The organism is Marinobacter alexandrii (genome assembly GCA_039984955.1).
In the GTDB taxonomy this organism is placed as follows: domain Bacteria; phylum Bacteroidota; class Bacteroidia; order Cytophagales; family Cyclobacteriaceae; genus Ekhidna.
In genome coordinates, this window is record JBDWTN010000007.1 from 2,363,598 (window position 1) to 2,384,919 (window position 21,322).

The following is a 21,322-nucleotide window of genomic DNA, read 5'->3' on the forward strand; positions in this document are numbered from 1 at the left end:
TGAAATTCAAATAATGATCATTGAATTTAATGAGAAATGATCAAGATATTAGAAAGAGTGTCTGGTCTATATATTAAATACGCTGAATAAGTGATGCCATCACTTTAATTAATTTTGATAAATCCTCTTCTCTAATAACATATGGGGGCATGATATAGATCAGATTTCTAAACGGACGAATCCACACACCATTTTCTACAAAGAATTTCTGTGCTTTTGGGACATCAACCGCTTCTTTCATTTCGATGACTCCAATCGCACCGAGTACGCGTGCGTCTTTAACATTGAGCGCATTGGCAATAGGCATGAGCTCTCTTTTTAGCTGTCGCTCAATATTACTGACCCTATTTTCCCAATCTGAGTTGAAAAGCAACTCCAGACTCTTATTTGCAATAGCACATGCCAAGGGATTCCCCATGAAAGTAGGGCCATGCATGAATACGCCTGCTTCTCCATTGCAGACTGTTTCTGCAACATGTTGTGTCGTCAATGTAGCAGCTAGAGTTATGTAGCCACCAGTAAGTGCCTTACCGACACACATGATATCGGGTGATATTTCTGCATGCTCACAGGCAAATAGCTTCCCAGTTCGTCCAAAGCCCGTTGCTATTTCATCTGCAATCAAGAGTAAATCATACTTAGTACAGAGTTGTCTGATTTTCTTAAGGTAATCAGGTGAGTAGAACCACATACCGCCAGCTCCTTGTACAATCGGCTCTAGAATGAAGGCTGCACATTTAGGAGAGTTTAGGCGGAAAAACTGGGTGAGGTGTTCCAGTTCCTCTTCTTCATATTTTTCACCGAACGATTTTTTTGGCTGATCTACAAAAAAGTGTTTTGGCAAGAAATCTGAAAATAGATGATGCATACCTCCATCTGGATCGCACACAGACATAGCTCCTGTGGTATCGCCGTGGTATCCATTGCGAATAGTCATGAACTTATTCTTCTCAGGGTGTCCTTGAGCATGCTGGTATTGGATAGCCATTTTCATAGCGACCTCTACAGAGACAGATCCACTGTCAGCTAAGAAGACTTTTTCTAATCCTGCTGGAGTTATTTCAACTAATTTTTGACAAAGCTTGCTGGCAGGTTCATGAGTTATGCCACCAAACATTACATGCGCCATTTTACCTAATTGGTCATTAGCGGCTTCATTCAATTCTGGAACATTATAGCCATGGATAGCGGTCCACCAGCTAGACATTCCATCTATCAGTTCACGCCCATCAGAAAGCGTTAACCTGACGTCTTGAGCTGAGACTACAGGGTAGACGGGGAGGGGGTTCGTCAGAGAGGTATATGGATGCCAGATATGATCTCTGTCAAACTCTAGAAGTTTTGAATCAAAGTTTGAGTCTTGCTGCATACTTCCGGATGATTTCTGGCATGATTGATTCTTCTTTTTCGATCTCAAGTAGACACTTTGCTCCCGTTCTTTTCATGATCACATCAAAGGTAGACGGATTCTTCTGTCCATTGAAAATGATGCCTAACAAAGGAATATTTTGCTGCTTAAGTAGATTGAGTGAAAGCAATGTATGGTTGATGCTGCCCAAGTAATAGTTGGAAACTAAGACTACTGGGAGTCCTGTTTTGGCAACCCAGTCAATATTCAAATAGTCCTCTCTCATAGGGACCATTAAGCCTCCTGCTAATTCAATAATCAACCTATTCTTGGTTTCTGGTATGCTGAGTTCAGCTTCATCTACATGAACATTGTCAATAGATGCAGCAGCATGCGGACTCATGGGCTGGGTTAACCGATAGGCTTCTGAATGAACAGTAGTATTTGGTGACCAGCGTTGTACTTTGTGAGAGTCGGTGTTTTCTAAATCTCCTGCCTGAACGGGTTTCCAGTAATCTGCTTTCAGTGCTTCACATAGGATTGCCGATACGACTGTTTTTCCGGTATCTGTGCCTATTCCTGCTACGATAAATCTTTGATCTTTCATTTATTCAAGATTTCAAATAGCAAATCTATTTCTTCCTGGGTGTTGTATGCATGTAAGCAAAAACGAATTCGTTCAGACCCCTCTGCGACACTCGGTTTCCTAATGGGCAGTGCATTTATTCCAGCGTCCATTAGCTGATTACCTATGGCGATCACATTTTCATTTCCAGGAATAATCAATGATTGAATTTGAGACGGGGAATCGAGCCAGTCTAAAGTAGATTCCTTTCTCTGTTCAATAAAGTAATTGATGCGATCTTGAAGCTTTTTTCTTTCACTCGTTGCATAGGGGAGATAATCATAAAATGCAGAGATAGCTGCAAAATGATGTCCAGTTGGAGCAGTAGAGAAGATTAATGAACGAGAAAAATTTACCTGATAATCTTTAAGCCACATCGGCCCAACAACTGCCGCCCCATGAATTCCTGGACCTTTTCCATAGGTCACAATTCTTGCCATGACTTTTTCCTCTAGACCTAGTGCTTGAGTAAGTCCTTCACCTTTTTCACCGTAAACTGCTATTGAATGAGCTTCATCTACAATCAACATCGCTTCAAACTGTTCGCATATATTGGTTATTTCCTCCAGAGGGCAGATATCACCATCCATACTGTATACCGATTCTACTATGACTAATTTTTGACCATCACAGCTTTGAAGTTTTGCGCTGAGATCTTCAACATCATTATGCTTGAATTTAATTTTTTTAGATACTCCTAAACGAGCGCCATCTATCAGGCTGGCATGAATAAGCTCGTCGCAAATAAGTGTCGTTTCTCTGGTTGCTAAACAGGAGATTAGTCCAAGGTTTGCCGCGTAACCTGAGGAATAAACCAAAGAGCTTTCTACTTGATGAAAGTCAGCAACTTTTTGTTCTACCTGCTCTGCATAATCAGAATTTCCGCTGAGTAGTCTCGAACCTGTGGCACCATTTGTACAATCGGAAGATTGGATTTCTTTATCTATCGATTTTGATAGTTCTTTGGATTTAGCGAATCCTAAATAGTCATTGGAATAAAAATCAATCCCCTCTGGTGGGAGGGGAAGAGTTCGCAACAGATGTTGCTTTTGTCTTTCTTGGAGTGCCTTTTGATAGCTATTCATCCAAATTATTTAAGCTTCTACTTCTGCTTCTTTTTTGTCGTATTTGAAAGCCTCTCTTGGTTGCAATCCAAGTAGATTAAACATTTCTTTGTCGTCATTGAAGTCTGGGTTGGGAGTCGTAAGTAGTTTATCTCCAGCAAAAATCGAATTTGCGCCAGCCATAAAGCATAAGGCTTGTTCGGTCAAGCTCATTCCTTCTCTTCCAGCTGACAGCCTTACGACAGAGGCTGGCATTACTAGACGAGCAGTTGCAATCATTCTCACCAACTCATGTGCCGCTACTCTTGGCTGTTCTGCTAGTGGAGTTCCTTCGACAGGTACTAGTGCGTTTACAGGAACTGACTCTGGATGAACATCCATATTGGCTAATGTGAGTAGCATGCCCATTCTATCCTCTGCTGACTCACCCATGCCAATGATACCGCCCGAACAAACAGTGATCTTCGCTTTTCTCACATTATCAATGGTTTTTAATCGATCGTCATATTCTCTTGTGCTGATGATGTCATCATAATAAGCTTCTGATGTATCAATGTTGTGGTTGTAGGCATACAATCCAGCATCAGCTAATTTTTTAGCTTGGTCTTCTGAGACCATTCCCAGAGTACAACATACTTCCATATCCATACTGTTCACCGTTTTCACCATGTTCAATACTTTATCGAAATCACTGTTATCCCTGACTTCTCTCCAGGCAGCTCCTAAACACATTCTTGAAGCGCCATTTGCTTTGGCAGATTCAGCTTGAGCTCTTACCTCATCTACTTCCATCAGTTTGTGCACTTTGATGTCGGTATGGTACCTCGCAGCTTGCGGGCAGTAAGCGCAATCTTCTGGGCACCCCCCAGTTTTGATGGAAATAAGACTACTGACCTGCACCTCTTGAGGATTATGGTATTTTCTGTGAGCTACCTGAGCTTCAAATACTAGGTCGAGCAGTGGTCTATTATAGATTTCTGCAATTTCTTCTAATGTCCAGTTGTGTCTTACTTCCGCCATAAAATAGATTATTTATTCGAGCTGCAATAATAGATCAAATCAACTCGATCATACATAAAGATAAGGAGTCAGTGAAATAATTCTAATTTTTGGCTGATTGAGTATCGAGGTAAAACAAAGTGTAAACTGTTTTGATACGAATGATATAAAAAGATTACGCTTATAGCTAAATAAAGATACCCCTAACAGCTTTTCTATTAGGGGTTAATACACAAACCACTCTCACGATGATTTGTAATACGCTGAATTAGTCAACTATCTATTTTGCATATTCAAGAAAACCATTCAACGATTTCATAACAAATACTTTGGAAGCATTATAGGCACCATTGATGAATTTGTCTTCGTCACACTCTACAGCTTGAACACGGTTTAACTCTCTGTCATCAACATTGAAAATGGTGAATGAACCCATATTTGTTCCAGACATTTTAGTTTGAGCTGACTCTACTGCCTTATATTTTTTCTTTGGATCGAATACGCCTTCAATTTCGACTGGCTTTTTTATGGCATAGTTTGCAAACCCTTGCTTTTTCATACTCTCTGTATGACCAAAATTGCAATATGAAGTGATTGGAAAGCCCCCTTTTAAGCTTTTAGTCGTGATCCATTCATTTGGAGATATTCTAAAATTAGCTTTTGCTACTACTTTTGCGACTCCTCCAGCTGTTTTAGCAGCGGTCTTACTGAATTGAGATTCTCCGTCTTCAAATACTGGGATGATTAGATTTACTTTAGCAATTATTGCTCCATTAAGTGCTTTCGATAGTTTTGGAGTATAATCTAAGAATGTGTTTTTACCTCTACCATCTTTCTTGATTTTCTTGTAAAAGAATTCATATCCGGTAGGAGTAACCAATAGATAGCCAGGATTTTGAGCTTCATTAATTGTTCCTCCTTTTGTTCTACTCCATTCTGCCATATACTCCGTTTGGGCAACTTCATCTGGGGAAATAATTTCAAAACCCGCGGCTTTTAATTTGTTGGTATATTCTTTATACAGCTTATCTACACTTTCTTGTAATCTTTCTTGAGATATTCCGGGAATTCCTAGCGTTAAGCTAACTCTTGCATCGCCTCTGTATCCTCCACCAAACTCAGAACCTCCTCTAGCAACTTCTGCGGCACTGTACATTAGTTGATAGTTGATGAAAAATTCTGCTATAAAGACTCTTTTTGGAGCATCTTTTAGTTTTTTCTGACCATATGCTCCGACTCCTTTGGTTGGTTCAAAATCATCGAATGATTGAGCAATCAACAATGAGCTTCCTAGAACAAAAAATGAGACTATTAAATAAATTTTTTTCATGACGGATAAATTTTGATTTGTGTGACTCAAAATTCGAGATATAACGAGGTAGATTCCATCCCATTCAAGAGGCATTTTCGTATACCATGAAACCCGTAGAAACAAAAAGTCCTCTTGTTGTGAGGACTTATGAAGTCATGCTTTTAATTCAGATAGAATCTTCGCAACTCACTATTGAATTGGTCAATTTTCTTCACGTACACAATTGAAAGGAGTCCACTTGGACCTTCTTCTTAGAAAGTGTCAATAAGGGACATCAGTAAAAGAACCAGAGGCTGAATATTCGTAAGCCTGGGAGTTGCTGTTGCCTTCTCCGAATACTGCAAAAGTCCCTGATATCGTTTTATTCTCTTTGTCGAGCGTAGTAATTTCAATGATGGTTCCATCGGTTCTATTTAATTGATTAAACCAAAAGCTTGCGCCATCTTGAAGTGTATAAACTTTTTCCTCTAAAGGGGCAGAGGATCTGATAAAAAGATCCAATCCTCCAGTACTCCATCCAATCCCCATTTCAAATCCGTTAATATCGTTTCCGCCACTGGTGCGCGTGATTCTGGCAAATGCACACTCTTGTTCGGAAAGTTTGACTACAGCGTTTTTTTCACAAACGAATGGCTCCTCTTTTTCACAGCTCAGGAAGGAGATTGAGCAGATTATTAAGGTCGAAATAAGATTTATTTTTTTCATTGATTTTTTAATGTCAAAAATCAATTCTTATTTGATGAAATGAATCAGTGGCAATGGGGGTTCTGCGTACGTAGTTGACGGTATTTTAGATCAAATTGTTAGCGTAAGCGAATTTTATGAGTCCAACTAAGTTATTGGTACCTGTTTTTCTGAAGATGTTTTTGCGGTGAGTCTCTACCGTTCGTTCACTTATGAATAGCTCTTCGGCCATCTGCTTGTTTGTATACTCTTTGGAGATTAGCTTAAGAATTTCTCGTTCACGGTCAGTCAGAAGTTTTTGTTCCCCAGTGCCATTTAACCCTCTCATTAGCATGGTGTTGACATCCGAACTTAGATAGACTTTACCATTTTTTACGGCTCGAACGGCATTGATCAATTCCTCATGAGAGTCCTTTTTTAGAATGTATCCATCCACTCCTTCTTTTAGGATCTCTTTGATTAAATGTGCTTCATCATGCATACTTAGCACAATGATTTTGACGGAAGGGTATTTTTGTTTTACCCTTCGAACCAGTGTAAGCCCATCATCGTCGGGCAAATTATAGTCTGTAATCAAAAGATCGGGACTCTTTCGGGTTAGGGAATCCAGTGTTTCTTGAACAGAACCAGCAGTTCCAATTACTTCGAATACATCTTCGCTAGAAAGAATTTTCACAAGACCACCCAATAATATGGCGTGATCATCAGTAAGAAATATTTTCATTTTGGCGGATTTATCTCCTCTGATGAAAGATAGTAAATTCATTCTTTCTTGATCTTAAAATTCTCAGAATCAAAGAAGGTTTTGAAAGAGGATTAATACTATACCATTTCCAGGGTATTTTCTTTTTTTGATAAACTAATCTTACTTGGGGCATTGATGATCAACGTATTTCCTTTTTTCTTAGGTTGTGTTTCTAAATCTAATTCACCCTTAATGAGGTTGGTTCTAGTGTTCAGATTTTTCCATCCATTCCCTTTCCCTGAGGTGAGTAGAGATTTATCAAATCCAATACCATTATCCTCAATGAGCAGCGTTATCTCGTGATCATCTTTTGTGATCTGAAGTGTTATTTTATCAGCATTGGAGTACTTCAATATATTGTTGATCCATTCTTGAGAAATACGATAAAGTGATACCTCCTGAATTTCGGTTAAACGCTTGTTTAAGCCAAAAACATCAAGCTCCACAAACACTTTTCCTGATTGATTGATGCGCCCAGTAAACTCCTCGAATGCACTTTTAAGACCATTTTGAATCAATGTTTGCGGCATAAGGTCAAAACAAATGTTTTTTAATTCCTTATACATTTCTTCTATGACTTGAGAAGATGATTCAAAAACTTTTTGGCGTTCATCTGGTTTGGCACCTTCCTCAAGATTTTTAAGGTTCATGTTGAGTAGTGAAATCATTTGCCCAAACCCATCGTGTAAATCTCTTGCATAGCGTGAGCGTTCTTTTTCCTGTGAGGAAATGGTTGCTGTTATTTCTGCTTCACGCGCTATTCTTTGACTCTCTTCTTTGAGCTTTTCAGATTTTAGTTTCATCTGCTGTTTGAATTGAATGAAAAGGAATATCAACAAGAGAATAATTGCTGCTGAGCCGATTAATTGAGTGTTTTTTTGTTTGATCTCCGCTTTCTGAGTTTGTATTTCTGTTTCCTTTTTTTCTGTCTGATATTTAGTCTCAACCTCTGCTAATTGCTGACTTTTTCGTTCGTTAAAAAGACTGTCTTTTACTTTTACATGATCCTTATAATATTTTAGCGCACTAGCATATTCGCCTCTACGTTCTTCTACCAATGAGAGCATTTGTAAAACATGCTTTTCAAAGTCGGGAAAAGACACTTTCCGCGCAACGTTCAGTGCTTCTTCAAAATAAGTTTCAGCTTGATTGGTTTCACCTATTTCGAGTAGCATCTCCCCAATATTATTTTTTACAATAGCATACCCCACTTCATCTTTTATAATGAGCTTATATTTTGCAGCTAATTCAAAATAGTGTTGTGCACTATCATACTTGGCTAGCTGTGTATACACCATTCCAAGGTTGTCATAATTATAGCTGAGCCCGATAGTATCTCCTATTGCGAACTTTACCTTTGTAGATCTTAGGTAATAGTCTAATGATATTTCTAGCTCATTTTTTTGAAAATGGAGTACTCCGAGATTATTGAGACTATTTCCAATACCTATTGAATCATTTTTCTCATTAGCATATTTCAGACCTTCCAAAAAGTAGTCTGAGGCTAAATCGAAGTTTTGTTGCTTCTTCTGCAAAGTGCCTATGAGGTTAAGAATTTCGGCCGGCTTTTCTTTTGAATTAAGCGACTTAAATATGTCTAATGATCTTTGATATTGCTCCAAGGCAGGTTCGAATTGTCCCAAGCAGTAGTGTGCTAATCCTAACTGAAGAATTGCTTCAGCCTTTAAAGATGAAGCATCCGATTTGTCAATGTTTAGACGGTTAAGCAGCAGAAGTGTACTGTCGCACGTCAGCTGTGCATCCACAATTTCTTCCAATGAGTTTTTTGAAAGGCTAATTTGTGAGCGAACTGAAAAAGTGATACAAATAAGAAATGCTAAGGCAGGCAATTTCATGTGACTAATTTGTAAAAATCTCCTGATCGATAAAAATTGTTTTCGTTTAATCAGCGATATGATAAGACGACTATTTTTAACGAGCTTTTTAAAATGAATTTGTTTACTTCTATAAGTTAAATCATCATCAGCTCCAGGCGCAGAGGAGGTTGTTGAGGAGAGCAGTTGGTGGGATGATGTCTATGACTGGGTAGACTCATTGTTCTAAAAGAAAAAACCCTCTAAGGAATTAGAGGGTTTTTTAACTATCAATCTTTCTTTGTAGCTCTTTTTGACCTAATAGGAGGCGCTGGCTCGTCTTTCAATTCAATGCTTTCTGTCGTAAGCTTTTCAAGTGCAATCTCAATGGCCTTATCGAGTTGAGGATCTTTCCCTTGTAGAACCAGTTTTGGCTCTTGAATTACTTCAATATCAGGCGCAACACCTTCACCTTCCACAGCCCATTCTCCGTTCGCATCAAAGAACCCTCCACGAGGGGCTACCATTCGCCCACCATCTATGAATGGAGGAGTATCCCACGTACCTACAAGCCCTCCCCATGTTCTGGTTCCTACTAAAGTGCCAATGTCCATTGCTCTAAACAGATAAGGTAAAAGGTCCCCACCAGATCCTGCTCTTTCGTTGATAATCATCACTTTTGGACCCCAAACTGCAGACATAGGAGTGGTCCATGGCTTATGATCACCTACTTTACTATTGAAATAACCGTAAAGCTTTCTATTCATGACATCAGCCATATAGTCGGCAGCTGATCCTCCACCATTATTTCGCTCGTCGACGATCATGCCTTGCTTATCCTGCTGCGAAAAGTAGTATCGGTTGAAAGAGGTATAACCTCCCCCTCCTGTATTTGGAACATAAGTGTATCCTATTTTGCCATCTGTTTTTTCAGAAACATACCTTCTGTTGTCCTCAATCCACGCTCGAGATCTTAACCCATTTTCATTACGTACAGGGACTACATTTATAGTCCTTGCATCACCAATATTTGTAGATCTGCTGATTTTTATTTGAGTGACCTTGCCTGAAGTCTGCTCGAACAGGTCATATAAATTTTTCGTGTCATCCAATCGTACTCCATTTACTTCTAGAAGGTATTCTCCTTCTTTGACTTCTTGGCCAGGGATTGCTAAGGGAGCTTGAAGGTCGGGGTTCCAATTTTCCCCAGTAAATATTTTACTGAACTGATAATTTCCATTCTTAATGGTATAATCTGCACCTAATAGGCCAATCGGGACACGATCTATGTCGGGGTAGTCCCCACCTCGAGTGTAGGAATGACCGACAGCTATTTCTCCGCCAAGAATGTCAATGATGTAATTCATATCTTCCCTGTGTTTTACATGGCTGACCCAGGGCTTGTACCACTCGTAAATGTCATCCCAAGGGGCTCCATGTTGATTATTTACATACAGAAAATCGCGCTGATATCTCCAGGCTTCACGATAGATTTGCTGCCACTCCTCTGTTGGACTTACCTTCATTTTAATGTCAATCGTCAATCGACCATCGGAAGATTTTTGACTTTTACCACCCGTACTTACGATCCCCCAATCCCCACTAGATTGATAGAGAAGTTGTTTTTTATCAGAAGAGGTTTCTGCAAATTGAATTCCAGACATAAACTCTGAAGATTCAATTTTTTCAAGATCATATTTATGAAGTGTTACTCCGTTTTGATTTGGAATATTTTCCATATAAAAAACAGAATTTTCAGGCCCTGAAACCAAAGCAGAATAGTTACGCTGAGGAACATCCAGTGCAACAATTCTTGACAGAACGCCCTCATCGATCTTCACTTTTACTTCCTCAGTATCTTCTTTTTTATCGTCTTCTTTTATTTCTTCATCACTTTTAGGAGCAAGAGGAGATTTATCGGAATTTGATAAAACTGCGGCATAGAGTCCTCTGGTGACCGGAATGTTATAGGAACTCATATCCAACCAGCCAGTATTCAATCCCCAATTTGTACTAGCAAGGAAGTATAAGTACTTCCCTGAAGCATCCCACACAGGTTCCAATGCATCAGCCATATGATCGGAAATGTTCATAATTTTTCCGGAGACAACATTGTATGCTTTCACTACTTTAAACTGCGCATCTGTCAGTTTTACGTAGGCAATCCATTTACTATCTGGAGACCAAACTGGATTTAAGGACCTATTTGGATGTGCATAGCGCTCGGTATCTGCCTTCGTTGCTTTTCCGCTTTCCAGGTTCAATACCCACATGTTAAAATCTGTGTCAGTATAACTTATGTATTTCCCATCAGGAGACCATGCAGGCCTAAAGTAAAAAGTGGGATTAGGTAGTGGATAGGTCTTTTTGATTGTATTTCCATATTGATCACTAATCACTAACTGGTACTCGCCGGATCGATCTGAGAACCAGGCGATTTCCTGTCCATCTGGAGACCAAACTGGAGAGCGATCTGCAAAGGTTGATTTTGAGATATTTCTCCATGATCCATTTTCTTTAGGCACAGTGAATATTTCACCTCGGTATTCAAATAATGTACGCTGGCCAGTTGGGGATAGTGATGCGTTTTGTAATTGTCGTCCTGAGGCTTCATCCCATCTTTCTCGAGCCCAATTTAAATCTCCATTGACTGTTATCTCTAGCTGTTTTCTATCTCCGGTTTCCGGGTTAAGCGAATGAAGATATCCTCCTTGTTCATACACGATGAGATCGTCGGTAGCATCTAGGCTTTTAGTATCAAATCGTGTATGGAAAGTAGCTTGAGTATAGTTTTTAGTAGACAAGTCATAGGACCATATGTTGCTGGTATAGTCTCTTTCGGAAAGGAAATAGATTTTGTTTTTATACCAGACAGGATCCAGATGTCTCTCTTTATCTGGTTGGGGAGTTCGTTGTAATTCATTGGTTTTGAGATTCAAGATCCAAATAGGCATGGCTTGACCACCACGATAATTTCTCCACTCCGGGTCCCATGAAGTAATGGGAGTATAAGCAGCATAATTCCCGTCTGGAGAAATTTCACCGTACGCTATTCTTGGAATTGATAGCTCTTTGGGAAAGCCTCCATTCACACTTACGGAATAGAACTTATTAAGTCTTGTTGGTTGTCCTTTTCTAGTAGAAGCGAAAATCACTTCATCATCAGGGGACCAACCTTGAACCCTATCAGCACCTGGATGATAGGTTAATCTTTTAGGAGCTCCGCCATCAACGGATACAACAAATACATCTGTATTACCATCATATTGGCCACTGAAAGCAACCCACTTTCCATCTTTCGAAAAATGTGGAAATGATTCTGCTCCTTCAGAAGAGGTAAGTCTGGTTGCATTTCCTCCTTCTCGATCTACTACCCAAAGGTCGTTGGCATGAACAAAAACAATTTGAGATTGACTGACGGTAGGCTGACGAAGCAGCATAGTGCCTTGCGCAAAAATGCTTGATGTACACAGCGTCAAAAGGGAGATAAAAAAAATTCTCTTCATGATTCTTTAGGTTAGACTATCAAGTTAGCCTAAAGCTTAGATCATCACAAAGAGAACTTTATAAGTGGGTTATTTCCAGTTTAAAATCGTTTTTTCAATGATATCACAGCATTCGTGCAGCTGCTCCTCGGTCATTACCAATGGAGGCGCAAATCGAATAATGTTGCCGTGTGTTGGCTTGGCTAGCAAACCATTTTCTTTTAGTTGAACACAAATATCCCATGCTGTTGAGCTGTCTTCCGAGTCATTGATAATAATTGCATTCAGAAGACCTTTCCCTCTTACTAAATTGACAAGATCAGTTTTCGCAATCATGGCGTTCATTCTATCTCGAAAGATGTTCCCAAGCTTACGAGCATTTTGGGTCAATTTCTCATCTCGAATCACATTTAATGCGGCAATTCCAACAGCTCCTGCTACCGGATTACCCCCAAAAGTTGAACCATGCTGACCAGGCTTAATAACTTCCATGATGGCATCATTGGCAAGTACTGCCGATACAGGGTAGGCACCTCCTGAAAGCGCTTTTCCTAATATTAGTATATCAGGCTCAGTGTATGTAGACTGTTTTTCACAATGAGATTCACAAGAGCAGTCACCACAAACTCTAAGTAAAGCTCCGGTTCTTCCTACCCCTGTTTGCACTTCATCAGCTATAAACAATACACCATGCTTTTGGCAAATTTCCTTAGCAGCTTTTATGTATCCTTCATCAGGCACAAAAACCCCTGCTTCTCCTTGAATAGGTTCCACCAAAAACCCGGCTACATTCTCGCCTTGAACAGCTCTTTCTAGTTCCTCCAAATCATTGTAAGGAATCCGTGTGAACCCAGGAGTGAAAGGGCCAAAGTTTTTGTTTGCAACTGGATCATTAGAAAATGAAACAATTGTAGTTGTTCTGCCATGGAAATTGTTATCACAAACAATTATTTGAGCTTTATTTTCAGCGATACCTTTTTTCTCATAGGCCCATTTTCTGCACAACTTGATCGCTGTTTCTACAGCTTCTGCTCCTGTATTCATAGGGAGTACCTTATCAAAACCGAAATACTCAGTTATGAACTTTTCATAAGGTCCTAGTGCATCATTATAAAATGCTCTGGATGTCAGCGTAAGAGTTTCAGCTTGCTTAGCCATTGCGCCAACTATTGCTGGGTGGCAATGCCCCTGATTTACGGCAGAATATGCAGAAAGAAAATCATAGTATTGCTTACCTTCAACATCCCAAACATGAACTCCATTACCTTTTGCAAGCACTACTGGAAGAGGATGGTAATTATGTGCACCATGCTTATCTTCCAATTTCATCAATTCCTCACTTGTCAGTGTCTTGTTTTCTGTCATATATTTTACCGTTTGTATCTTCACCACAAGATTAACAATTTAACTGCGTAGGCACAATTTGAAAGAGGAAAAGGAATCAGCGGATTATTACTTTAATGAGGCAGGCTTAATGGTTTTTACGAAGGAATTCCACCTGAAACGAGGCTATTGTTGTGGAAATGCTTGTCTACATTGTCCATATAGTCATGAAAATGTTAAACAATAGTTTGCATATTGAATTCAAATCCCGATATTTGCACTCCATTTTTGAAAACGGGATAGAAAGATGTCAAAAGTTTGCGATATAACTGGTAAAAGGCCACAGGTAGGAAACAACGTTTCTCACGCTAATAATAAAACGAAAAGAAGGTTCAATCCGAATCTTCAGAAGAAGCGATTCTACATCCCTGAAGAGGATAAGTGGATCACACTGAAAGTGTCTACTTCTGCAATTAGAACAATCAATAAGAATGGTATCACTGCGGTGCTAAAGAAAGCAAGAGCAAACGGGATGGTGATCAATTAATATTGATTTAAAAGAAATTCAAACCCTGACGATATCGTCAGGGTTTTTTTTGCTCTTTTTTAACCTAATTCCCATCCATATAATCATTATGCCGATATTGGATTGCTATGATTGTAGTCGGTTATATCCTGACTATATTTATTGTTCCAAAATTTGAATAACATGATGAAGAAGTTTTTTTCCTTGATTTTAGTTTTTCTCTCAATAGGATCATTTGCACAAAATGAACCCGATGATTTTTTAACTAGTACATTCCATAAAGAGCGAAGAACATTGGCTCGAGAGAAAATGCCTACAAATTCTGTTGCCGTGTTTTTTGCTAATCCAGTAAGAAATCGAGCCAATGATGTTGACTTCATTTATCATCAGGATCCAAATTTCTATTATTTATCAGGTTACAAAGAGCCGCATGCTGTTTTAATGATTTTTAAAGATGAGCAAGAAGGTCCTGAGGGTAACTTCAATGAAATAATATTCATTCAACCGAGAAATGCAATGGCTGAGATGTGGACTGGCAGAAGGATGGGGATAGCTGGGGTAAAAGAAAAATTAGAATTTAATCAGGCATTCAATAATACTGATTTTGATGACTATAATATTGATTTTTCAACATTTGATAAAGTTCTTTTTTATGATTTTTTCGATGATGTAAGGGATACGCAAACAGAAGGAGATCTATATGACCTGATCGCTTCTTTCAAACAAAAGGCTGGTTATCCTACCGAAGGTGATTTAACTATTGAGTCAGCGGCGAATAATCTTGATATGGAAACATTGGATCAAATTATGAAAGATTTGAGGGGTATCAAGACGGAAGCTGAAATTGACTTATTGCGTAAAGCTGTAGACATCTCATGTATTGGTCAGGCGGAGGTAATGAAAGCGATGCGACCAGGGATGAGTGAGAGAGAGGTTCAAGGCATTCATGAATTTGTATTTAAAAAGTATCAAGCAGAATATGAAGGCTATCCTTCCATTGTAGGGGAAGGAAATAACGGTTGTATTCTTCATTACATAGAAAACTACAAGCCTGAAATAAACAGTGATAAGATGATTTTAATGGACCTGGGTGCAGAATATCATGGATACACTGCTGATGTGACCAGAACTATTCCGGTCGATGGAAAATTCTCTAAAGAAGAGAAAGCAATTTACGATTTGGTATATAAAGCCCAAGATGAGGCGATTAAAGCAGCTAAGCCAGGCGTGAATGTTAGAAGGGATTTGGACGCTGGAATCGCGAGAAAGATTATTAACGAGGGCTTGGTAGAACTTGGAATAATTGAAAGTGTAGATGAGCGTCACCTTTACTATCCGCATGGGCTTGGGCATCATATCGGTCTTGACGTACACGATAAAGGAAATTATGAGTTTCTGGAGGCTGGAATGGCCATCACAATTGAGCCAGGAATATACATTCCAGAAGGCGCTAAATGCGATGAAAAATGGTGGGGTATAGCAGTAAGAATTGAAGATTGCATACTTATCACAGAAGATGGGAATGAGCTTCTTTCAGATTTGGCTCCTAGAAAAAGTGATGAAATCGAAAAGTTGATGAAGCAATCAAGTCCTTTAGATTCTTTTGTTCTTCCAGACTTAGAAAAAGGTAAATAATTTGTAAGAGAGGAGTGAGTAAATTTTAGCAGAACTAACATTTTTAAAATCAACTAATTCAACTACATTTGCACTCCTTTTTGGAAAAGACAAAATAAAATGGCGAAGAAAGGTAATAGAGTTCAAGTAATACTGGAATGTACGGAGCATAAGCAAAGTGGCCTTGCGGGTACTAGTAGATACATTACAACAAAGAATAGAAAAAATACTCCAGATCGAATTGAGTTGAAGAAATACAATTCGATCATGAGAAAGTATACTTTACACAAAGAAATTAAGTAACCATGGCAAAGAAAGTAGTAGCAACTCTTAAGCAACCCGGTGGAGCGAAGTACGCTAAAGTGATCAAAGCGATCAAAGGAGATAACGGATCTTACACTTACCGAGAAGAAATGGTTCTTGAAGGTGATGTAAAAGACACTTTAGCGAAGTAAAAAATTAAATCCTAAAAGAAGGGAAGGCCGCTCCGACAAACATGTCAGGGTGGCTTTTTTTGTATTTACCACCTCTTAATCCAGACCAATAATGGGACTAAAAAGTTTTTTCTCCAAAGACAAAAAAGAGTCGCTCGATAAAGGGCTTGAAAAGTCAAAACAAAACTTTTTTACTAAACTCAATAAAGCAGTAGTTGGAAAATCCACTGTTGATGCTGATGTTCTGGACGAATTGGAAGAAATACTCATTACGTCTGATGTAGGTGTTGAAACTACGGTGAAAATTATTGATCGAATTGAAGATCGTGTGGCCAAGGATAAATACTTAAATGCATCGGAGTTGAATCAAATTCTTAGGGAGGAGATTGCTTCTTTGCTTTCGGAAAACAATACTAAAGATCTTGTCGATTTTGATCTGCCTAGCGTAGACGGACCCTATGTCATTTTAGTAGTGGGTGTAAATGGAGTGGGTAAAACTACAACAATAGGTAAGCTTGCTGCTCAGTTTAAGTCTTTGGGTAAGAATGTGATTTTGGGAGCAGCAGACACATTTAGGGCAGCAGCAGTAGATCAGCTTATTATGTGGGGAGAAAAAGTCGGAGTACCCGTAGTTTCCAAAGGAATGAATACGGATCCCGCAGCTGTAGCGTTTGAAGCAGCAAAGAGAGGTAAGGAGGAAAATGCCGATGTTGTCATTATTGATACTGCTGGGAGATTACATACAAAAGTGAATTTGATGAATGAGCTTTCTAAGATTAAAAATGTAGTTCAAAAATTCATTCCAGAGGCACCTCATGATGTGATGCTTGTGCTTGATGGAAGTACAGGACAAAATGCCTTTATTCAGGCAAAAGAATTTACGAAGGCTACAGAAGTTTCATCATTGGCTGTTACCAAGCTTGATGGTACGGCAAAGGGTGGAGTAGTTATTGGCATATCAGATCAATTTAAAATCCCAGTAAAATACATAGGCGTTGGAGAGAAGGTAGAAGACCTACAGGTATTCAATAAGACTGAATTTGTTGATTCCTTTTTCAAGAATTAGCGGTTACTTTGAACACAATGAAAAAGCCAGCCTTCTTTTTCACATTTGTTTTACTCTCTATTTCTGTTTTTTCTCAGAATCAATCAATAGCAGATAGTCTCTATACCGTTATTCAGAAAATAGATGAAGACGATACATCACGTCTTCGATTACTTGTTTGGATCACGCAAAATGAAAATGTGCCTGAGAAAAGAAGAGAAATAGCAGAAGAGCTACTAAAGTCTGCTGAAGAGGTTAATAATAAAAAATATATGCATCATGCATATATCCAAATTGGTCAGGTGCATCGTATTCAAGGAAATTTTGATTCTGCAATTGAGGACTTGATGAAGGCTCGGCAATATTCCGAAGAAGCGAATTATCACCGAGGCATTATAGCTTCTACTACGGCTCTGGCTGATGCATATTCACTGTTAGGCAATTACGATGCTGCAATTGAGTACTACAGAAAAAGTATTCTAGAGATGAATGAAGCAGACAGCTCACTATTGGCAGTGACCCTTCTCAACTTAGGTGATACGTATTATATGACAAAGCAATTTGATTCGGCACTCTACCATTTTGAGAGCTCCAAATTAATTTATGAACAGATAGGAAATAGTCCATCTGGAATAGCTTATAATCTTGGTAACATAGGACTAGTACAAGCTGAATTAGGTAAAATGCAAGAGGCAGAATCTAACATAGCGCTTTCTATTGAAGCTCTGGAAGAGCTCGGAGATCACTATGGAAGTTGTATTTTCCTAGGCTACATGTCAGATATTTATCTAAATAATGGCTATAAGGATGAGGCAAGAACCTTTGCGGATTCATGTATGCGAATTGGAACACGATTCGGATTGAAAACAGAGATACGAGATAACCTTCTTAGACTTTCGAACATTGCGGAACAACAAAACGATTATGTATCAGCATATAGATATCATAAAAGATATTTGAATTTAAAGGATAGTATATCAAATGACGAAGTTTTTTCAAGAATCAAAGGCCTAGAGAGTGCTTATGAACTATCTCAAAAACAGGCTGAAGTAGATCTTCTCAAAGCGCAAAGAAAGAATCAACAGTCAGTAATTGTGACAGCCACGGTTGTGGTTTTTGCATTTGCTATTCTTGTCATCGTGATTTTTGTCTATTACAGATCGAAAATCAAAATCAATCGGGTCCTTAAAAGACAAACAGTTTCGCTGGAGAGACTCAACGAGACAAAAGATAAATTTTTCTCAATTATTTCGCATGACTTAAGAGGACCTGTGAGCTCATTATTTGGTGTCAGTCAATTGATCCGACATTTTGTGAAAGCGAAGAACACTGACCAACTGCTAGATATGGCCGATCACATGGAAACATCTGTTGAACGTCTCTCAAACCTACTAGATAACTTGCTTAATTGGGCCCTACAACAACAAGGTCATTTTCCGAATGTCCCGGAGAAAGTGAATGTAACAGAAATGATAGATGAGATCTTGGAAATGTTCTCAAATATGGCTTCAGGTAAGCTTCTTGAAATGACATCCTCTATTTCTCAACCAATTTATTTGTGGGTAGATCGCAATAGTGTTCATACTATATTTAGAAATCTCATCAATAATTCGATCAAGTTTACAGACAAAGAAGGTTATGTGGAAGTAAGCGCTTCAATGGATAAAGCGAGTGCAATTATTTCTATAAAAGATAATGGTGTTGGAATACCAAGTGATAAACTTGCAAGCCTTTTTAAGCTCAACGAGAAAAGTTCAACATACGGCACTGCTGGTGAAAAAGGACTTGGATTAGGCCTCCAACTTGTTCAGGAGTTTGTTGAAATGAATAATGGTAGAATGGAGGTGGAGAGTAATGGAGAAAAAGGAACAGTTTTTAGTTTAACGCTTCCTCTATTTGAAAACCAAACTATTGAAGTAGATTCAAAAGTCCACGTCTAATTCAGCTTTCACTCACTTAAAACCCTATCTATTGCGGATTTAAGTTTTTCACTACTGAAATCTACCTTTCTTAGATACTTATCTATTTTTAAGATCTTCTCTTTTGTCGGTTGATTTACATGTGCTGAGATCATTACGATTTTTGGTTTCTTATCGAGTGTATCTAATGTTTCAAAACCATCTAGGTATGGCATTTCCAGATCAATCAACAAGAGGTCTGGTTTATGCTTCACCACTTGCATTATTCCATCAACGGGGTTTTCAAAAGCTCCTAGAAGCTCCATTTCATCATATTCTTCAAAATATGATTTGATCAATTGGAGAAAAAGAGTGTCATCATCAATGGCAATACAGGTGATCATCTTAGCTGGTTAAATATGAAGACGAATGTAAGAATGATTTTCTCAATCAACAACCGGAGATCCTCCAACAATCTGCTTGGATTGCACTTCTTTCAATGATTCTGGAGTCATACGGAAAGAAAAATTAGCAAAATCCCTGCTGACCTTTACTTCAGAACAAATTCCGTTTGTATAGGTATAGATATTCTCTCCATCTGGTGATTCCATTTCATACTGATGCTCACCTATTTTCGTAAATGCAAGGTAGTCACCAAATTGAGGTGAAAAGACATGTTGTCCATTCTGAGGCTCTTCAAAATAGACAGTGGCTACTGAATATTCAATGATTTCATGGATGTTTGATCGGGATCCGTTTAAATCCAGCGTATATTTTTCTCCATCGAACCAAATGGTTGATTTTTTCTGTGTAGACCCATTCAACATATTGTGAGTGTATTCCTTAATTAGTTTTCCGTATTTATACTCACTTGTAGATTCATAGTCTATTGTAAAGGAGAATAAAACTTTAAAGATGACTTTACTGTCGATTTCATAATAGACACGATTTTCAGATAAAGATCGCTTCACTGTCATGTCTCCAAGTTTCTTACTTCCCTTGACTACATCATAGTGCAATGTCTGGCCTGTAGCATATTGGCAAATAATCAAAAGAAATAATATGGTAATGGAACTTCTCAATGCGTTGAAATCATTAGCTTAATGACAGGAAAAAAATCAATTGGTTTCAACATCCAAGATAAATTAAAAACATTCAACCTATGCGCTTAAAAAAAGTTAGTTTCAAAAATTCAGATGGACAAGAACTTTCCGGCAGACTCGATTTCCCCTTAATTGGCAGTCCCAAAGCTTACGTATTGTTTGCGCACTGTTTTACGTGTTCGAAAAACCTTAAATCGGTTGATCATGTAAGTCAGGCTTTTACGCAACAAGGAATGGCGATTCTCCGATTTGATTTTACTGGATTAGGACAGAGTAAAGGAGACTTTGCAGACACCAATTTCTCTTCAAACATCTCTGACCTAAAGGATGCTTATCATTTTTTGGAGGAAAACTATGAGGCGCCCCAAATCATGGTTGGCCACTCTCTTGGTGGGGCGGCAGTATTACATGTCTCAGGTGAATTAGAAAATGTGAAGGCCGTAGCTACTATTGGTGCCCCGTCTACTCCCGATCATGTTGCTCATCTTTTGGATAGCGGTCGAAAGGAGCTAGAGGAAAAAGGAGAAGCGACTGTGAATATTGGAGGTCGATCATTCAAAATGAAAAAACAATTTTTAGACGATATTGAAGGAGACCGAGGGGGGGCAATAAAAAACCTGGGGAAATCGCTGCTTATCATTCACTCCCCGCAAGACAGTATAGTAGGTATCGAGAATGCGCAAGAAATCTACATTGAAGCGCAGCATCCCAAAAGTTTTGTTTCGCTAGATGGAGGTGATCATTTGATGACAAAAGAAGCAGATGCAAAATATGCGGGTATGATGATAGCCAATTGGGCGGATAGATACTTAGATAAAAACATCTCCGAAGAAGCTCCAGAAGGAGAAGTGTTGATTCGCTTAGGCGAAAAAGGATATACAACAGAAGTGATTGCGGGAAAACATCTAATGGTTGCGGATGAACCACCAAGTGTAGGAGGAGATGACAATGGCCCAACTCCGTACGGTTATTTGTTGGCAGGCCTAGGGGCGTGTACCGCGATGACTTTGAGGATGTATGCGGATTTTAAGAAAATTGATTTAAAAGAAGTGGAAGTGAAACTTACTCATGACAAGATCCACAAAGTAGACGGTGAAAACAGCGAGAGCAGTACAGGAAAGATTGATCAGATTACTCGAAAAATAAAAGTGACTGGCGATTTAACAGACGAACAACACAAAAGGCTTATTGAGATCGCAGATAGATGCCCAGTACACAAAACACTTGAAGGAAAGCCGGAAATCATCACAGAAGAGAGTTTTGAATAAATTTTATGGAATGTTAAACGTAGATGCATCTAAAT

The 21,322-nt window shown here is 38.8% G+C and carries 19 protein-coding genes; 7 read left to right on the top strand and 12 right to left on the bottom strand.

Features of this window, described 5'->3' with window-relative positions:
* Nucleotides 1-73: 73 nt before the first annotated feature.
* The 10 genes from bioA to rocD form a co-directional block, all read right to left on the bottom strand.
* Nucleotides 74-1,369, bottom strand: coding sequence for an adenosylmethionine--8-amino-7-oxononanoate transaminase (bioA, locus tag ABJQ32_16905; protein ID MEP5291338.1), 1,296 nt, complete (start codon nt 1,367-1,369; stop codon nt 74-76).
* Nucleotides 1,347-1,955, bottom strand: a complete 609-nt coding sequence (gene bioD, locus ABJQ32_16910) for a dethiobiotin synthase (protein ID MEP5291339.1) — start codon at nt 1,953-1,955, stop codon at nt 1,347-1,349. The genes bioA and bioD overlap by 23 nt, the downstream gene beginning before the upstream one ends.
* Complete coding sequence (locus tag ABJQ32_16915) at nt 1,952-3,058, bottom strand: pyridoxal phosphate-dependent aminotransferase family protein (protein MEP5291340.1); 1,107 nt, start codon at nt 3,056-3,058, stop codon at nt 1,952-1,954. The genes bioD and ABJQ32_16915 overlap by 4 nt, the downstream gene beginning before the upstream one ends.
* 9 nt (nt 3,059-3,067) lie before the next feature.
* Nucleotides 3,068-4,057: a biotin synthase BioB gene (gene bioB, locus ABJQ32_16920; protein MEP5291341.1), complete on the bottom strand. Its 990-nt coding sequence runs from the start codon at nt 4,055-4,057 to the stop codon at nt 3,068-3,070.
* A 259-nt stretch (nt 4,058-4,316) separates the two neighbouring features.
* On the bottom strand, nt 4,317-5,366 hold the full coding sequence (locus ABJQ32_16925; protein ID MEP5291342.1) for a hypothetical protein: 1,050 nt from the start codon (nt 5,364-5,366) through the stop codon (nt 4,317-4,319).
* Between the two features lie 243 nt (nt 5,367-5,609).
* The gene (locus ABJQ32_16930) at nt 5,610-6,053 is read right to left on the bottom strand and encodes a hypothetical protein (protein MEP5291343.1); all 444 of its coding nucleotides are present in this window, start codon (nt 6,051-6,053) and stop codon (nt 5,610-5,612) included.
* Between the two features lie 85 nt (nt 6,054-6,138).
* Nucleotides 6,139-6,798, bottom strand: a complete 660-nt coding sequence (locus ABJQ32_16935; GenBank protein ID MEP5291344.1) for a response regulator transcription factor — start codon at nt 6,796-6,798, stop codon at nt 6,139-6,141.
* A 56-nt stretch (nt 6,799-6,854) separates the two neighbouring features.
* Complete coding sequence (locus ABJQ32_16940) at nt 6,855-8,633, bottom strand: tetratricopeptide repeat protein (protein ID MEP5291345.1); 1,779 nt, start codon at nt 8,631-8,633, stop codon at nt 6,855-6,857.
* Nucleotides 8,634-8,881: 248 nt separating this feature from the next.
* The gene (locus ABJQ32_16945) at nt 8,882-12,097 is read right to left on the bottom strand and encodes a PDZ domain-containing protein (protein ID MEP5291346.1); all 3,216 of its coding nucleotides are present in this window, start codon (nt 12,095-12,097) and stop codon (nt 8,882-8,884) included.
* A 69-nt stretch (nt 12,098-12,166) separates the two neighbouring features.
* Nucleotides 12,167-13,441 (bottom strand): ornithine--oxo-acid transaminase, encoded by a 1,275-nt coding sequence (gene rocD, locus ABJQ32_16950; GenBank protein MEP5291347.1) that lies wholly within the window; start codon nt 13,439-13,441, stop codon nt 12,167-12,169.
* 265 nt (nt 13,442-13,706) lie between these two features.
* Here rocD and rpmB point away from each other — a divergent pair, with 265 nt between their 5' ends.
* The 6 genes from rpmB (at nt 13,707) to ABJQ32_16980 (ending at nt 18,958) form a co-directional block, all read left to right on the top strand.
* Entirely contained in the window at nt 13,707-13,946 is a 240-nt protein-coding gene (gene rpmB / locus ABJQ32_16955; GenBank protein MEP5291348.1) for a 50S ribosomal protein L28, read from the top strand.
* Between the two features lie 162 nt (nt 13,947-14,108).
* Nucleotides 14,109-15,560 carry an aminopeptidase P N-terminal domain-containing protein gene (locus ABJQ32_16960; protein MEP5291349.1) on the top strand — a complete coding sequence of 484 codons (1,452 nt, stop codon included), beginning with the start codon at nt 14,109-14,111 and terminating at the stop codon, nt 15,558-15,560.
* A 99-nt stretch (nt 15,561-15,659) separates the two neighbouring features.
* On the top strand, nt 15,660-15,842 hold the full coding sequence (gene rpmG / locus ABJQ32_16965; protein ID MEP5291350.1) for a 50S ribosomal protein L33: 183 nt from the start codon (nt 15,660-15,662) through the stop codon (nt 15,840-15,842).
* 2 nt (nt 15,843-15,844) lie between these two features.
* Nucleotides 15,845-15,994 carry a DUF4295 family protein gene (locus ABJQ32_16970; protein ID MEP5291351.1) on the top strand — a complete coding sequence of 50 codons (150 nt, stop codon included), beginning with the start codon at nt 15,845-15,847 and terminating at the stop codon, nt 15,992-15,994.
* A 91-nt stretch (nt 15,995-16,085) separates the two neighbouring features.
* A complete protein-coding gene (gene ftsY, locus ABJQ32_16975) occupies nt 16,086-17,039 on the top strand; it encodes a signal recognition particle-docking protein FtsY (protein MEP5291352.1) in 954 nt (317 codons plus the stop codon).
* A 17-nt stretch (nt 17,040-17,056) separates the two neighbouring features.
* Nucleotides 17,057-18,958 (top strand): tetratricopeptide repeat-containing sensor histidine kinase, encoded by a 1,902-nt coding sequence (locus ABJQ32_16980; protein ID MEP5291353.1) that lies wholly within the window; start codon nt 17,057-17,059, stop codon nt 18,956-18,958.
* Between the two features lie 8 nt (nt 18,959-18,966).
* Here ABJQ32_16980 and ABJQ32_16985 read toward each other — a convergent pair whose 3' ends face one another.
* Both ABJQ32_16985 and ABJQ32_16990 read right to left on the bottom strand, forming a co-directional pair.
* Nucleotides 18,967-19,320 (bottom strand): response regulator transcription factor, encoded by a 354-nt coding sequence (locus ABJQ32_16985; protein ID MEP5291354.1) that lies wholly within the window; start codon nt 19,318-19,320, stop codon nt 18,967-18,969.
* 42 nt (nt 19,321-19,362) lie between these two features.
* Nucleotides 19,363-19,998: a DUF6134 family protein gene (locus ABJQ32_16990; protein MEP5291355.1), complete on the bottom strand. Its 636-nt coding sequence runs from the start codon at nt 19,996-19,998 to the stop codon at nt 19,363-19,365.
* Between the two features lie 80 nt (nt 19,999-20,078).
* On the opposite strand from ABJQ32_16990, the gene ABJQ32_16995 reads away from it, so the two are divergent.
* A complete protein-coding gene (locus ABJQ32_16995; protein ID MEP5291356.1) occupies nt 20,079-21,287 on the top strand; it encodes an alpha/beta fold hydrolase in 1,209 nt (402 codons plus the stop codon).
* The last annotated feature ends 35 nt before the right edge of the window (nt 21,288-21,322 follow it).